This is a genomic window from Streptosporangium sp. CA-135522 (assembly GCF_050949235.1).
In the GTDB taxonomy this organism is placed as follows: Bacteria; Actinomycetota; Actinomycetes; order Streptosporangiales; family Streptosporangiaceae; genus Streptosporangium.
On record NZ_CP192026.1, the window covers coordinates 3764217 to 3777557 of the forward strand.

At 69.8% G+C, this 13341-nt stretch carries 14 protein-coding genes; 5 read left to right on the forward strand and 9 right to left on the reverse strand.

Translation table 11 applies throughout. From position 1 onward, the window contains the following. The first annotated feature begins 398 nt into the window (after positions 1–398). Positions 399–1202 carry a glycerophosphodiester phosphodiesterase gene (locus ACQPYK_RS17660; protein ID WP_433256503.1) on the forward strand — a complete coding sequence of 268 codons (804 nt, stop codon included), beginning with the start codon at positions 399–401 and terminating at the stop codon, positions 1200–1202. A gap of 299 nt (positions 1203–1501) precedes the next feature. Here ACQPYK_RS17660 and ACQPYK_RS17665 read toward each other — a convergent pair whose 3' ends face one another. The 3 genes from ACQPYK_RS17665 to ACQPYK_RS17675 all read right to left on the reverse strand — a co-directional run bounded on the left by ACQPYK_RS17665 (position 1502) and on the right by ACQPYK_RS17675 (position 4666). Then, positions 1502–2749: a Dyp-type peroxidase gene (locus tag ACQPYK_RS17665; protein WP_433256504.1), complete on the reverse strand. Its 1248-nt coding sequence runs from the start codon at positions 2747–2749 to the stop codon at positions 1502–1504. 15 nt (positions 2750–2764) lie between these two features. Next, positions 2765–3352, reverse strand: coding sequence for a copper chaperone PCu(A)C (locus ACQPYK_RS17670; protein ID WP_433256505.1), 588 nt, complete (start codon positions 3350–3352; stop codon positions 2765–2767). 723 nt (positions 3353–4075) lie between these two features. Next, entirely contained in the window at positions 4076–4666 is a 591-nt protein-coding gene (locus ACQPYK_RS17675) for an MFS transporter (RefSeq protein ID WP_433256507.1), read from the reverse strand. Positions 4667–4866: 200 nt separating this feature from the next. Here ACQPYK_RS17675 and ACQPYK_RS17680 point away from each other — a divergent pair, with 200 nt between their 5' ends. Then, positions 4867–5445, forward strand: a complete 579-nt coding sequence (locus ACQPYK_RS17680) for a ClpP family protease (RefSeq protein ID WP_433256509.1) — start codon at positions 4867–4869, stop codon at positions 5443–5445. A gap of 28 nt (positions 5446–5473) precedes the next feature. On the opposite strand, the gene ACQPYK_RS17685 is transcribed toward ACQPYK_RS17680, so the two are convergent. Both ACQPYK_RS17685 and ACQPYK_RS17690 read right to left on the reverse strand, forming a co-directional pair. After that, complete coding sequence (locus ACQPYK_RS17685; protein WP_433256511.1) at positions 5474–6349, reverse strand: MBL fold metallo-hydrolase; 876 nt, start codon at positions 6347–6349, stop codon at positions 5474–5476. Between the two features lie 163 nt (positions 6350–6512). Then, positions 6513–7241: a DUF2470 domain-containing protein gene (locus tag ACQPYK_RS17690; RefSeq protein ID WP_433256513.1), complete on the reverse strand. Its 729-nt coding sequence runs from the start codon at positions 7239–7241 to the stop codon at positions 6513–6515. Positions 7242–7328: 87 nt separating this feature from the next. Between ACQPYK_RS17690 and rpsD the strand changes: the two genes are divergently transcribed. Beyond that, complete coding sequence (rpsD, locus tag ACQPYK_RS17695) at positions 7329–7943, forward strand: 30S ribosomal protein S4 (RefSeq protein WP_433256515.1); 615 nt, start codon at positions 7329–7331, stop codon at positions 7941–7943. A gap of 58 nt (positions 7944–8001) precedes the next feature. Here the strand turns inward: rpsD and ACQPYK_RS17700 are convergent, their stop codons facing one another. Beyond that, a complete protein-coding gene (locus tag ACQPYK_RS17700) occupies positions 8002–8871 on the reverse strand; it encodes an ion transporter (RefSeq protein WP_433256517.1) in 870 nt (289 codons plus the stop codon). A gap of 124 nt (positions 8872–8995) precedes the next feature. Further along, positions 8996–9670: a TetR/AcrR family transcriptional regulator gene (locus ACQPYK_RS17705; RefSeq protein ID WP_433256519.1), complete on the reverse strand. Its 675-nt coding sequence runs from the start codon at positions 9668–9670 to the stop codon at positions 8996–8998. A gap of 76 nt (positions 9671–9746) precedes the next feature. Between ACQPYK_RS17705 and ACQPYK_RS17710 the strand changes: the two genes are divergently transcribed. Together ACQPYK_RS17710 and ACQPYK_RS17715 are read left to right on the forward strand one after the other, a co-directional pair. Continuing rightward, positions 9747–10544 (forward strand): ABC transporter ATP-binding protein, encoded by a 798-nt coding sequence (locus ACQPYK_RS17710; protein WP_433256521.1) that lies wholly within the window; start codon positions 9747–9749, stop codon positions 10542–10544. 7 nt (positions 10545–10551) lie between these two features. Continuing rightward, positions 10552–11283 carry an ABC transporter permease gene (locus tag ACQPYK_RS17715; protein ID WP_433256523.1) on the forward strand — a complete coding sequence of 244 codons (732 nt, stop codon included), beginning with the start codon at positions 10552–10554 and terminating at the stop codon, positions 11281–11283. A 118-nt stretch (positions 11284–11401) separates the two neighbouring features. Here the strand turns inward: ACQPYK_RS17715 and ACQPYK_RS17720 are convergent, their stop codons facing one another. Beyond that, the gene (locus tag ACQPYK_RS17720; protein WP_433256524.1) at positions 11402–11635 is read right to left on the reverse strand and encodes a hypothetical protein; all 234 of its coding nucleotides are present in this window, start codon (positions 11633–11635) and stop codon (positions 11402–11404) included. A gap of 4 nt (positions 11636–11639) precedes the next feature. Further along, positions 11640–13034 (reverse strand): S8 family serine peptidase, encoded by a 1395-nt coding sequence (locus ACQPYK_RS17725; RefSeq protein ID WP_433256526.1) that lies wholly within the window; start codon positions 13032–13034, stop codon positions 11640–11642. Between the last annotated feature and the right edge of the window lie 307 nt (positions 13035–13341).

Genomic DNA, 13341 nt, shown 5'->3' on the forward strand with positions numbered 1-13341 from the left:
TGTCGTTTTGAACGGGTGCGCGGGCCGAACGGGGCCGACGTCGCTACAGACGATCCTCGGCGTCGTATCCGCTGTCTCGTGCGCGCCGGGACTCTTTCGCAAGCCGTACGGCCACGTGCATGACCGGGACGGTGGCCGTGACCACCGGCTTTCCCGCCATGGGCGCGGGGAGCCGGTGGCGGCCCGCGAGACCACCGACGATCCGACACGCCGTGCCGATGCCCGAACCGACGGGAATCGGAGAGTGTCTGGGAGATTGCTCTATGTATTTATGCGATGAGTAGTTGTATAAATACTTTACGTAATCATTGCCGGTCGAGTGACGCTGCTTGACCGGTCGGCGGCTTCGGGCTCGGCGGGTGTGAGGCGGATCGAAGATGCGGATCGAAGGGGATGCAATGCTCAGAAAACGGATCGTGGTCTCGCTTGCCGTGGGCGCCCTCGCAGGCTTGTCCATGGTCGCCGGTTCACCGGGTGCGGCCGCCGTCCGTTCCTCCGCGCCAGAGTGCCCGGTGCCCGGAGTGGTGTCCCACCGCGGTTACTGGGCCGGGACGGTGGAGAACACGGAAAGGGCGTTCGAGCAGGCGCTCGACGAGGGCTCTCCGAGCGTCGAGCTCGATGTGCGTTTCACCACGGACCACCAGCCGGTGCTGATGCACGACGAACTGGTCGACAGGACCACCGACGGCACGGGCCGGGTTTCCGGCATGACGTTGGCGCGCTTTCGCGAGCTCCGCACCACGGACGGCCAGCATCCGCCGACCCTGTCCGACACCCTGGAGCTCCTCGACGGAAGGGTCGAGGAGCTGCTGGTCGAGCTGAAGGAGGTCCCCGACGCCCAGGACCTGCGCTCCCTGCAGGACGATTACCGCAGGTTCGACGCCTACCGATGGGCGAGCCTGATGTCGTTCCTTCCGGCGGCTCTCGACGCGGTCAAGTCCATACCTGCCCGAAAGGGCCTGTTGTCGACGCCCGCGCCGAGACTCTCGCTCGCCGAGAGGTTCTCCTTCGTCGGGGTCAGGTACGACAGCCTGACTCCGACGCTGGTCGACGAATATCTCGACCACGGCCTGACCGTGTACGCCTGGACGCCCGACGACGAGAGTTCCTGGCGACGCCTGGCGGACTACGGAGTCGATCACATCATCACCAACGAGACGCTCGCCTACCTGGAATGGGCCCGGGAGGAGTGCCTGCCGTAAGACAGTGAGACCGCCGTAAGACTGTGAGAAAGGTCGTGCGTCCCGGGAGGACGGCCGTGACTTCGGCGGGCCCGGATGGCTGTGCCCCGTGCGCCAGGGCCCGCCGGTTGCGTGCCGTATACCCGGCTCATGATCGGAGCCGGCCGGGCGTGCGGGTCTCATGATCGGAATCGGCCGGGCGTGCGGGTCTCGTGATCGGAATCGGCTGGGTGTGCGGGTCCCGGCTCGCCGCCGGAGCCGAGGGAATCCGGTAGTGGACTCGGCGTCCGGTGACGAGGGGAGCGGCGGGAGAGCCCTGATCAGGACAGCAGGGTCTCCCCGATCCATCCTCCGGCAGAGCAGCCGGGCGGGATGGCGAAGACGGCCGAGCCGATCGGGGTCGTCCACTCGTTGAGCAGGTCGGCCTCGGCCAGCCGTTTCTGGATGGGGACGAACTGGCGGGTGACGTCGGCCTGGTAGGAGGCGAACAGCAGACCGGAGTCGCTGTGTCCCTCGGGGGTGAGGCCTTCGTCGTAGTTGTAGACGCGGCGCAGGATGCGCATGCCGGGATCGGTGACGTGGGCGCGGCGGATGTGGGCGTATTCGGAGATGACGGGGAAGCCGGTCGCGTTGAGCCTGGCGAAGTCGGGCTCGTCGTGCTCGTCGCGTCCGGTGAGCGGGGCGCCGGTGTCCAGGCGGCGGCCGATCGTGAACTCTCTGGCCACCCGGTCGGCGGCGTCCCAGGTCTCCAGCTTGGTGTGGATGCGTCGCAGCACCAGCGTGGTGCCGCCGTGCAGCCATCGCGGGCCGTCGGCGACCCAGATGGCCCGCTCGAAGTCGGGCGTGCCGGGTTGGGGGTTGACGGTCCCGTCGATCTGGCCCATGAGGTTGCGCTGGGTGGTGCCGGGGACGGTGGCATGGGCGCTGCGGCGGAATCCCCGCTGGGTCCAGCGCACCCGGGTGAAGGAGCGGGCGTCCTTGACCGTCATGCGCAGGGCGTGAGCGAGGGTGACGGGGTCGTCGGCGCAGATCTGCAGCAGCAGGTCGGCGCCGGTCCACCGCTCCTGCAGCCTGTCGATGACGAACCGGGGGAGGGGGGCGACCGACTCCGGCCGGCGCTCCTCCACTCCGGCCGCCTCGAACAGGCCGGGGCCGAAGCCGAAGGTGACGGTCAGCCGGGCGGGCAGGACGGTCAGCTCCGGTTCGGTGTCGGCCAGGGCGGGGCGGCCCTGGGTGAGGCGGCGGGCGTCGTCGGTGAGCAGGTGCATCATCCGCACGATCGCCTCGCGGCCGGTGCCGGGAAGCAGGTCCAGGCCGACGAACACGGCGTGGGCCTGCGGGGTGGTGGCGATCCCGGCCTGGTGGACGCCGTCGAAGGGCTCCACCGCCGAACCGCCGGGCAGCGGGGCCGCCGCGTGCGCCGCCCTCGCGGCGGCGGCCCGGCCGGGAGCGGTGGCGGTCTGGCCGGGGGAGGCGGCTTGCTCGGGGGCGCACGCCGCGAGGGCGCCGACCGCTGCGGCGGCGCCCCCGGCGAACAGTCCCCTGCGAGTCAGCTGGGGGTCTCGCATGGTCGCTGTCCTCGGTCAGCCGTTGTCCTGGCCCATGTCCATGCCGGGCTGGTAGTCCTCCTTGCCCCCGGCGAAGTCCTTGCCGACGGCGGTGAATTCCAGCTTCTCGCCACCCTTGAGGGTGAGGGTGAAGGGGATCTGCGCGCCCGGCTTCACCTCCTTGGTGACGCCCATCAGCATGATGTGGTCACCACCCGGCTGAAGCCGGTGAGTGCCCCGAGCCGGGATCACGAACCCGCCCTCCTTAGGACGCATGATCATCTTTCCCTTGGAATCGACCACCTCGTGCAGCTCGATCTTCGGCGACAGGGGTGAGTCTCCGGAGACGACGGTCACGTCGGTGTCGGTGTTGTTGACCAGGGTGCCGAAGGCGGCGCTCATGCCCTTCTTGGTGGTCTTCACCCACGGGTCGGTGATCGCGACGGGCGGGGCGGCGTCAGACGTGCTCGCCGCGGCGGGGCTCTTCGCGGCCGGAGCCGCCGAAGCCGCCGGAGCGGCCGCCTGGTCGGCGGACCGGCCGGTGGGCTGCGCGCCGCAGGCGCTCACCGAGGCGGCGGCGAGCACCGCGAGGAGGCCGGAGGAGAGAACACGACGAACGATCATGAAAAAACCTTTCGGATGTCAGATGTACGGCATCGCGCTCAAGTGGCCGCGAGAGGCCGAGGGAGAAAGCAGGTGGAGCACCCGCCGCCGCGTGACGCGGCCCGGGGAGGTCGGATCGTGAGACCAGTCGGGTCGTCAGGTCGCCAGAGGACGGGCTCGTCGGCGGGCACGGCAGGGCTACCGGGCGGAGAGCCGCCGGACAGCCAACCGTAGGACAGCCAACCGTCGGACGGAGAGGCGCCGGACAGCAGGGCATCGGACAGCAGGCCGCCGGGCGGCGAACCCTCGGACGACGCGCCGCAGGCCCGGCCACCGGGTGGACGGAAGGCCGCCAGGAGGTGAGGCCGCAAACACGGCCATTGGTCAGTGGGACCGTCGGACACCGACCCTCAGGCCTGGCCATCGGATGGCGAGGTACAGGCACCCGAAGGGCACGGGCCACCGGAGAGCCGTCCACGGACACGGCCATCAGAGACGAAGGCCATCGGAGCCGGAGCCGCCGGAAGCCAGGCCCTGGAAGTCAGGCCCTGGGGGACGGACCTCCGGAAGCCAGGTCTCCGAAAAGGCGGCTCTCCGAAGAACGGGTCTCCGAAGAACGAGTCTCCGGCGGGCACGCGTTCGAAGACGTGACCGAGTGGGTCGACCATCGCAGACCGGGTAACGGGCAAAGCCGTCGAAAGGAAGCGCGACTCGAAGGCCGAGGGCGCCGCGAGGACGAGCTCGTCAGCGGGACGTGACGGGAGGGGACAGAGGCGGGCCGCGCCGGCTCACCACGTGGCGGAGCGGGGACGGGCGCAGGACGGCCTCGTCCCGGTGGGGAGCCGCGGAAGGCGGCGAGAAGATGGACGGAGGCTCGCCGGTGAGGACCGGGCCGAGTCGCGCGCCGAGCCGTCGCAGCAGCGCCCAGAGCAGGGCCTCGCCGCGGGCGAGCCACAGCGCGGTCAGTCCCACGGCCCAGCCGTGCATGACCAGCATGGCCAGACCGGGCAGCAGGCCCGAGTGCGGGTGCGTGACCAGCGTGGCCAGATCGGGTAGCAGACCCGACCGCCCTCGGTGCGAGGCCGCCGCGTCCGTCGCGGCGAACAGCAGGTGGAGCATCGCCTGCCCGCCCCCGAGGAGGGGCAGGATCGCGGCCAGACCGCGCTCGCGCCCGGTCATCGGAAGCGCGGCCGCCAGCGCCAGCGCCAGCCCGCCCGCCGCGCCCCACGCCGACACCGTGCCCCCGGCGAACACGTGCGCGACCACGCCCAGCCCGACGGACACCGCGGCGAAGGCCGAGGCGCGGGCGAGACGGAAGGGCACGGTCGCGGACATGGTGCGGCAATCATCACACACCGCCGGGCCGCCTCCCACCCCGGAACCGGTCGTGTCCCGGCCGCGCGAAACAATTCGCCGGCGCTGCGCTGTCAGCGGAAAGCGCTGACAGCGAACGGAGCGAAATCACGGCACCGCGCCGCGTTATGGTCGCAGGGATTCACCATTCATAAATTCTGGATTTGGGGCAGGTGAAAGAGATGAGCGGTCCACAGCCCATGGTCGAGGACGCGCTGTACCAGCGGTTGCTGCGCAAGCGGATCGTCGTGCTCGGCACTGAGGTGAACGACGAGGTGGCCAACCGCATCTGCGGCGAGCTGCTGCTGCTCTCGGCCGACGACGATCAGCGCGACATCTGGCTCTACATCAACTCGCCCGGCGGCTCGGTGTCGGCCGGAATGGCGATCTACGACATGATGCAGTACGTCCCGAACGACGTCGCCACCGTGGGAATGGGCATAGCCGGCTCGATGGGCCAGTTCCTGCTCTGCGCGGGCGCGCCCGGCAAACGCTATGTCCTGCCGCACGCCAGGGTCATCATGCACCAGCCGTCCGGCGGCGTCGGCGGCACCGCCACCGACATCGCCATCCAGGCCGAGCAGATGCTCTACACCAAGCAGACGATGCGCGAGCGGATCGCCTTCCACACCGGCCAGACGCTGGAGCAGATCGAGGCGGACTGGGACCGCGACCGCTGGTTCACCGCCGCCGAGGCCAAGGACTACGGATTCGTCGACGAGGTTATCCGGAGCACCAGGGAAGTGGGAGCGGAGAATTAGTCATCCATTATCCGGATGATTTCCTCGCCTAATTCAGGCTCACCCCGAGAATGGCGCCGAGTTCTTCCGGGGAGTCGTACGAAGGCTCACCGCGCAGCTGGCGGTAGGCCCGGGCGAGCGCGTGGCGTGCCGTCTCCTCCGGGAGCGGCACGTCACGCAAGGCGTCATCCATCTCCCGCCCCGCGGTGAAGGCCTCCCGGGCCACCCGTGCGACCTCGGCGAGCGATGCCGCCTGCGCGGTCACGTAGCCGGGTTCGACGACGTCGCCGTGGCCCGGGACCACCCGTTCCGGCGCCAGCCGTACCAGCGCTTCCAGAGTGGCGGGCCACTCCAGCGGGAACGAGTCGGAGAACACCGGAGGGGCCCCTTCCTCGACCAGGTCTCCGGCGAAGACCACCCCCGTGCCGGGCACCTCCATCACGACGTCGTTGTCGGTGTGGCCCCGGCCCAGGTGGCTCAGGCGCACTGCGCGACCGCCCAGATCCAGGACGGCCTCGCCGGTGAAGGTCCGGTTGGGCGGGACGATCTCGACCTCGTCGAGATCGTCTGCGAATTCGTGATCACCCGCCTCGGCGGCCCGTATCCGGAAATACGCCTTTTTGACGGCGCCGTGGGCGATGAGCATGTCCGCACAGCCCTTGTGGCCCCAGATATCGGCGGGCAGGAACACCGCGTTGCCGAAGCAGTGGTCGTAGTGGCCGTGGGTGTTCGCCACCGTCCACGGCAGCGAGGTGATCTCACGGATCGTGGCGGCGAGCTCGCGACCCTGCCGGTGTGACATTCGCGTGTCGATCACCAGGCAGGACTCTTCGCCGACCACCAGTCCGATGTTGAGGTCGGCGATCTCGTGACGCCGTACGAACACCCCGTCGCCCACCTCGCGCCAGGCGTCCATGATTCGCATACCGGTGCAGCCTAGACCAGCGAGCCCGGAGCCGTTCGGGACGCGGCCCGCCCTGTCTCATCCGCGCACCTCGCGCGGATGAGGATCCACGTCATGTGCTCGCGTGAGGATCCACGTCATGTGCTCGCGCCTTCCGGTGTATCCGTGAGGTGCGCGGCCGTCGTCAGTGGTGGCAGAGCAGGCAGCGCAGGGCCTGCTCCAGGGATCCGGCGTCGGTCATGGGCGCGGGCCAGGGCAGGCGGACCAGGGTGGGCCGCTCGATTCCGGAGCGGATGGTCGCGCCGAAGCGGTCGAGCTCCCAGAGCCACACGTCGGAGACCGGGGCGGCGAGCAGCGAGTGCAACGCGGACTCCAACTGTCCCCGATGGGTGGCGTTGACGTGACGCAGCATCCGCTCGGCCTGGCCCATCAGGGGATCGGGGGTGGCGCCGAGATACTCCTCGGCGTCCAGGACGCCCGATTCCGGGCCGATGAGATAGATCACCTGACCGACGTCGACGCGGAGCAGCCGAGGTCCGCCGGTCTGCTCCAGTGTCTCGAACAGCGCCTCGTCCGGACACTGCTCGGCGATCGCCACCGCGGTCTCCCGCGCCTCGTCCGCCGGTACGGCCTGCACCCAGCCCTGCACCTTGAGCAGGCCACGCGAGAGCTCCAGGCCGCCCAGGGAACGGTTGGCGGCCAGGTCGACGGTCACCACCGGTTCGTTGCCCGCGTCGTGCAGCGGATCTCCCGGCAGCACCAGCAGGACCGGGCGGCCCGCGCCGTCCACGCCCCCCTTGGCCGGCATCGCGGGCCGGGCCGTACCGGCCAGGGACACGTGGGTGGGGACGGCGGTGGCGGCCAGCGTGCGGACCCGCTCAGGGATCGGTGGAGCGGTGACGGGCTGCTGCATGAACCGGCTCTCCTTGAGATCAGGCTGCTGTTTCAACTAAGGTTAGGCTTACCTCAATAAGGCAAACCTAACCACAAAGGAGTGACCGTGCGCTACACCGGACCCAAGGTGCGCCTGTCCCGCCGGGCAGGCGTCCCGCTGACCCGCAAGGCCGTTCGCTACTTCGAGGAGCGTCCGTATCCGCCGGGTGAGCACGGGCGCAAGACCAACCGGAGGCAGACCGGTGACTACGGGTTGCGGTTGATGGAGAAGCAGAAGCTGCGCTGGTACTACGACGTCTCCGAACGGCAGATGCGCCGTTACTGGGACATGGCGCTGCGCGGCACCGGCCGTTCCGGCGCGGAGCTGGTGGTGCTCCTGGAAAGCCGTCTCGCCTCGCTCGTCCTGCGCGCCGGTCTGGCCCCGTCCATCTACGCGGCTCGCCAGTACGTCACCCACGGTCACATCACCGTGGACGGCCGCAAGGTGGACATCCCCAGCTACCTGGTCAAGCCCGGCCAGGTCATCGCGGTGCGGCAGAAGTCGCGGGGGATGCAGCCGTTCGTCGCCGCCGCCGAGGGCGTCTACGCCGACGACCGGATCGCCCCCTACCTGGACGTCGACCACGCGGAGCTGCGTTTCACCGTGGTCGGCCGCCCGCTGCGCGAGCAGATCGCCGTGCCGGTGGACGAGCAGCTCGTGGTCGAGTTCTACTCCCGCTGACCGCGCCGCCGACCGTCCATCCATCGCCGGACCGTCCGCGTGCCGGTCCGCGCCGTGGTCATCCGCCGCTGGATCGTCCGCGTGCCGATCCGCGCCGCCGGGGCGCCGGGGCGCTCGTTCGCCTGTCGTCCGTCCCCGGCGCCGCGGGCGCCCGCCCCTGGAACTCCCGCAACTCCCGCACCTCAGCCCTGAGCGCGGCCAGCTCGGCGAGCACCGCCACGCCGAGCTCCTGGGTCGCCTGGACCGACTCCTCGGCGTGCTCGTCCTCCATCGCGCTGACCACCACCGCGATGAACAGGTTCAGCACCACGAAGGTGCACACCAGCATGAACAGCACGAAGAACACCCAGGCCGACGGATGCTCGTCCATCACCTCCCGGGTGATGTCCGACCACGCGTCCCCGGTCATCATCTGGAACAGGGTGAACAATGAGGTGGGCAGGTCCCCGAAGTATTCCGGGGCGGTGGCGTGGTAGAGCTTGGTGCCCATCACGGCCGTGACGTAGAGCACCAGGCCGAGCAGCAGCACGATCGACGTCATCCCCGGCACCGCGGTGAGCAGGGCCGTCACGACCCTGCGCAGGCTCGGCACCACAGAGATGAGCCGTAGCGCCCGCAGGATCCGCAGCGCCCGCAGCACCGACAGGCCTCCGGCCGTGGGCAGCAGGGACACGGCGACGATCACGGAATCGAACAGGTTCCACGGGTCCCGCAGGAATTCCCGGCGGTAGACGTACACCTTCGCGGCCAGCTCCGCCACGAAGATGTAGAGCGCCAGGTGGTCGACGACGGTGAGCGCCGTGCCGTACCGCTCGACGGCCGCGGCCGAGGTCTCCAACCCCAGGGTGGCCGCGTTGATCACGATGACCGCGATGATGACCTGCTGGAAACGCGGGGCCTCCAGCGTTGCGCGGACACGCTCGCGCATCGGCACGAATGACTCTCCGGGGGGTCGTGGGGCCGAGTGAACTGCCGGTAGATCATATCGCCCCGAAGATCTTCCTATTCATGGCCGGCTTCGCCGCCCGCCCCGCCGGGAAACGCGGCCGGCGTCAGGCCGGTTCCCTGACGCCGGGAGCCGGTGAGGTCTCCTCCCACCGGACGCAGTAGCCGCCGATGCCCGACTCCAGCATGTCGAAGGCCTGCCTGGCCCGATCGCGCAGGTCGGGAGCGATGGCCTCGACGCTCTCGCCCGCGAGCATGCGCCGTACGGCGTAGCCGACCACGGTGCGCAGGACGGCGTTGACCTGCGCGGCGACGAGTGCGGGGGTGAGGTCGTCGGGGTCGGCGTCCGACTCCTCGGCGATCGCCTCGGCCAGCCTGCGCTCTCGGGCCTCGTTCATCTCCCGGACCCGGGCGACCAGCGCCGGGCTGGCCTCGACCATGCGAACGAAGCCGTCACCGCCCTCGTGAAAGCCGTAGCGCTCGTGGCCGGTCTCCAGCGCGTCGAGGAAGTCGCGGCGCACCGCCTCCAGCACGCTCTCTCCCGGCCTGCGCTCTCGGACGACCCGGCCGAGCAGGCCCTCGACCTCGGGGGCCCGGTCGAGGAGCAGGTCCTCCTTGGTGGCGAAGTAGTTGAAGACCGTGTTGACCGAGACGTCGGCGGCACGGGCGACCTCCGCCACTGTCACGTCGTCGAAGCCGCGCAGCATGAACAGCCCCGTCGCGACATCGGAGATGCGTCGCCGGGTCTCCCTCTTCTTGCGCTCACGCAGGCCTTCGCTCATGGCCTCATCCTATGGTGCCGGACAATATTTTCAGTCACTCAAATTTTGGTGTTACTGTAAAAATGGAGGCGATTAAATGATCAAGACATCGAGTCTGAGCAAGACGTTCCCGGGCGGCATCGAGGCCGTCCGAGGCGTGGACCTGGCCGTCGAGGCGGGGGAGATCGTCGGTTTCCTCGGTCCCAACGGTGCGGGGAAGACGACCACCATGCGCATGCTGACCACGCTGCTGCGCCCCTCGGGGGGCACCGCCACGGTCGCCGGGCACGACCTGCTCGCCGATCCCGAGGGGGTGCGGCGGCGGATCGGCTACGTGTCCCAGGCCGGTGGGCTCAGCCCGGTCAACCCGGTCGGCGAGGAGCTCGAACTCCACGCCATGCTGTACGGCATGCGGCCCGCCCAGGCTCGCGAACGGGTCCGCGAGGTGCTCGGCGACCTCGCCCTCACCGGCCTGCAGACCCGTCCGGGCGGTGCGCTCTCCGGCGGCCAACGCCGCCGGTTCGACCTCGCCTTCGGCCTGGTCCACGGCCCGGCGCTGCTCTTCCTCGACGAGCCCACCACCGGTCTCGACCCGCAGAGCCGGGCCGACCTCTGGGACCACGTCAGGCGCCTGCGCGCCGAGCGCGGTCTCACGGTCTTCCTGACCACCCACTACCTCGAAGAGGCGGACGCGCTCGCCGACCGGCTGCTCATCATCGACCACGGAGTGATCGTGGCCGAGGGCACTCCGGCCGAGCTCAAGGACGGTGTCGGCACCCTCGACGACGTCTTCCTGTCCATCACCGGCCGTTCCCTCCGGGAGAAGACGGCCGGCTCTCTCCGGGGAGACTCTCTCCGGGGAGAAACGGCCGACGTGGCGAACGGGGAAGGGTGAGCGACCGATGAGCATCGTCCGTGACACCTGGCTGATCTTCCGGTACAACGTCCGGATCTCCCTGCGGCAGAAGATCGGGATCATCTTCGGCGTCGTGCAGCCCCTGCTCTACCTGGTGCTGTTCGGCCCGCTCTTCGCCACGATCGGGACCTGGGAGACGCTGATCCCCGGCCTGCTGGTCCAGGTGGGGCTGCTCAGCGCGGGTATGGCCGGATTCGGTGTCGTCTTCGACGCCAGGTCGGGCGTGCTGGAGCGGCTGCGGGTCACTCCGGCGCACCGGATGTCCCTGCTGCTCGGCAGGGTTCTGGGCAACTCGGTCACCCTGCTGATCCAGTCGGTGATGTTGATCGTGGTGGGCTACGCCTTCGGCATGCGCGCGGCGATCCCCGGCGTGCTGGCCGGGCTCGTCCTCATGGCGCTGCTGGGGGTGAGCCTGGCCGCACTGTCCAACGCGATCGCACTCACCATGAACAACGACATGTTCGCGCCGGTCATGAGCACCGCGGTCGTCCCGCTGGTCCTGCTCTCCGGGGCGTTCCTGCCGATGTCGATGGCGCCCGGCTGGTTGGACGCGTTGTCCCGGCTCACCCCGTTCCGCTACGTGCTGGAGGCCATGCGCGATCTGTTCGACGGGCGCTACACGACCTGGACCGTGGCCGCGGGGGTCGCGGTGACCCTGATCCTTTCGATGGTCTGCGTGACGGTCGGCACCCGCGTCTTCAACCGCGAGAACGCCTGAGCGCCGACGCCGTCCCCTCTCACCCCGGCGGACCGTTTCCCCTCGGTCCGCCGGCCGACCGTTTCGCACCGGCGACCCATCCCGCCTCGCCGGCGCGTCCCGTCCCCTACGGCCCGTCTCACTCCGGCGGGCCGTAGGGCTCGATCCTCGGGTCGGCGTAGGGCCCGCCGCCTGCCGCCGGGTCGACGCGGCGGGCGGCCTCCTCGGTCACGCGCAGGCCGTACAGGCCCTGGTCGGGATCGATGAGCACCAGACCGTAGCCGATGTCGACCTCTTCCTCCGACAGCCCCAGGCGGTGCATTGCCTGTGCGAGCGTCGCCCGGGGCGGGAGTCTTACGGTGACGAGAACCATGACCTCACGCTACGCGCATGGCCCTGCGGCGCAATGAGGCGACCACCCCCAAGCTGTCGACGATGCCGTAGCCGTAGTCGTAGTCGAACCCGATGTCGCTGCGGTCGTCGGCCGTGCGGCGGAGCAGGGTGCGCAGCTGGGAGGGGGACAGGACGGAGGAGGGCCACCGGGTGCGGATGGCCGCCACCAGGCCGGCGGCCACGGGACAGGCGGCCGAGGTGCCCGAGTCCGGCTCGCCGTCGCCGAAGGCCTTGGAGCCGGAGAAGTGGGTGTAGGAGCAGAGGTCCGGCTTGCGCAGGCTCAGGCGGCCCGGCCCCTGGGAGGAGTATCCGACCCGCTCGCCGTTGGTGTCGACGCCGCCGACGGACAGCACTCCCTGGTGGGAGTTGGCGCCCGCGATCGGCCGGTCCGGATAGGCGCACCGGCCGTCCTTGCATTCGCGTCCGCAGTTGCCGGCGGCGAACAGCACATCGGCGCCCGCCTGCGCCAGGCTGGCCACGATCAGGTTGAACGGGTGGGCCGGGTTGTCGGAGTAGTTACCGGGGTGGCCGACCGGGAAGTCCCAGCGGGGAGAGAAGGAACCCCAGCTGTTGCTGATGACCAGGGAGCGTGACTCCTCGGGCTGGGCCTCCAGGACGGTGCGCAGGTGGGCGAAGGCCGCGACCGCGTCCGACAGCAGGCCGTCCAGGGCGGAGCCGCCCGGACGCTGGGAGAGCAGGACGGGAATGTCGATCAGCGACGCCCCCGGAGCGGCGATGAGCGTGTCGAACGCGCACATCGTGCCGTGGTTGACCGGGAACTCGCCCGGTCTGCCGGTCACCCCGTCGGGGTTCCAGCTCCGCTCCTCGTCCAGCAGGAACTCGCGGCCGAGGTGGCGCTTCACGTGCGCGGCGTTGATGCCGGTGTCCAGCACCGCCAGCGCGACGCCGGACCCGTCCAGCCCCTCGGCGTGCAGCTCGGCGACGTGCAGCAGCCGCTCCACGTCGTGCCAGTCGCCCACCGGGGCGTCGCCGCCGCAGGTGAGGTTCGGCTCGATCACCGGATCGGCGAACACCCCCACGACGTCGTTGCGGAGTGTGGGCAGCAGGGTCACCCGGGTGGACAGCTCGTCGTCGGAGATCTCCCCGCGGACCATGACCGAGGCGTGGTCGGCGGCGAGGGAGAAGGTCAGCGACTGGTTCAGGGACAGAGGGTCACCCCCGGGCGCGGGGATGGGGCGTGGCACGGCGATCGGGGTGAAGGAGGGATCCAGGACGACCCCGGGCAGGCCGTCGGCGACGTCGGTCGTGGTCGCGGTCACATCGGGGTCGGCCACCGCCGCGACGACGTCCGGAGAGGGGCGGAGCTGGATGAGGACCCGCATGGTGCACCACCAGGGCTGAAGGGAAACGGACTCCACCACGTTCCTTCATGCGCCTCGGCCACGTCCAGCCGTTCAAAACAGCGTGCATGGGTCTTCGTGTCCCTAATCATCGCAAACCGCCGACACTTATTTCCTTCCCTGGGGCTGGGACGGTCACTAGCGTTGTACGGCATGACCGCAGCGGCGGAGACAACGCCATCCCCCCCTTCCGATGCCCTGTCAGCGCACTGGCTGGGCACCAGGCCGAGACTGGTCCTGGCCAGCGCATTCATGCTTTTCCTGGAACTGGCTCTGATCCGGTGGACCGGATCGAACATTGTGCATCTGAGTTACTTCACGAATT

Coding starts and splice junctions, on each gene's coding strand:
- ACQPYK_RS17660 (WP_433256503.1), top strand. CDS start 399: ATGCTCAGAAAACGGATCGTGGTCTCGCTTGCCGTGGGCGCCCTCGCA.
- ACQPYK_RS17665 (WP_433256504.1), bottom strand. CDS start 2,749: ATGCGAGACCCCCAGCTGACTCGCAGGGGACTGTTCGCCGGGGGCGCC.
- ACQPYK_RS17670 (WP_433256505.1), bottom strand. CDS start 3,352: ATGATCGTTCGTCGTGTTCTCTCCTCCGGCCTCCTCGCGGTGCTCGCC.
- ACQPYK_RS17675 (WP_433256507.1), bottom strand. CDS start 4,666: ATGTCCGCGACCGTGCCCTTCCGTCTCGCCCGCGCCTCGGCCTTCGCC.
- ACQPYK_RS17680 (WP_433256509.1), top strand. CDS start 4,867: ATGAGCGGTCCACAGCCCATGGTCGAGGACGCGCTGTACCAGCGGTTG.
- ACQPYK_RS17685 (WP_433256511.1), bottom strand. CDS start 6,349: ATGCGAATCATGGACGCCTGGCGCGAGGTGGGCGACGGGGTGTTCGTA.
- ACQPYK_RS17690 (WP_433256513.1), bottom strand. CDS start 7,241: ATGCAGCAGCCCGTCACCGCTCCACCGATCCCTGAGCGGGTCCGCACG.
- ACQPYK_RS17700 (WP_433256517.1), bottom strand. CDS start 8,871: ATGCGCGAGCGTGTCCGCGCAACGCTGGAGGCCCCGCGTTTCCAGCAG.
- ACQPYK_RS17705 (WP_433256519.1), bottom strand. CDS start 9,670: ATGAGCGAAGGCCTGCGTGAGCGCAAGAAGAGGGAGACCCGGCGACGC.
- ACQPYK_RS17710 (WP_433256521.1), top strand. CDS start 9,747: ATGATCAAGACATCGAGTCTGAGCAAGACGTTCCCGGGCGGCATCGAG.
- ACQPYK_RS17715 (WP_433256523.1), top strand. CDS start 10,552: ATGAGCATCGTCCGTGACACCTGGCTGATCTTCCGGTACAACGTCCGG.
- ACQPYK_RS17720 (WP_433256524.1), bottom strand. CDS start 11,635: ATGGTTCTCGTCACCGTAAGACTCCCGCCCCGGGCGACGCTCGCACAG.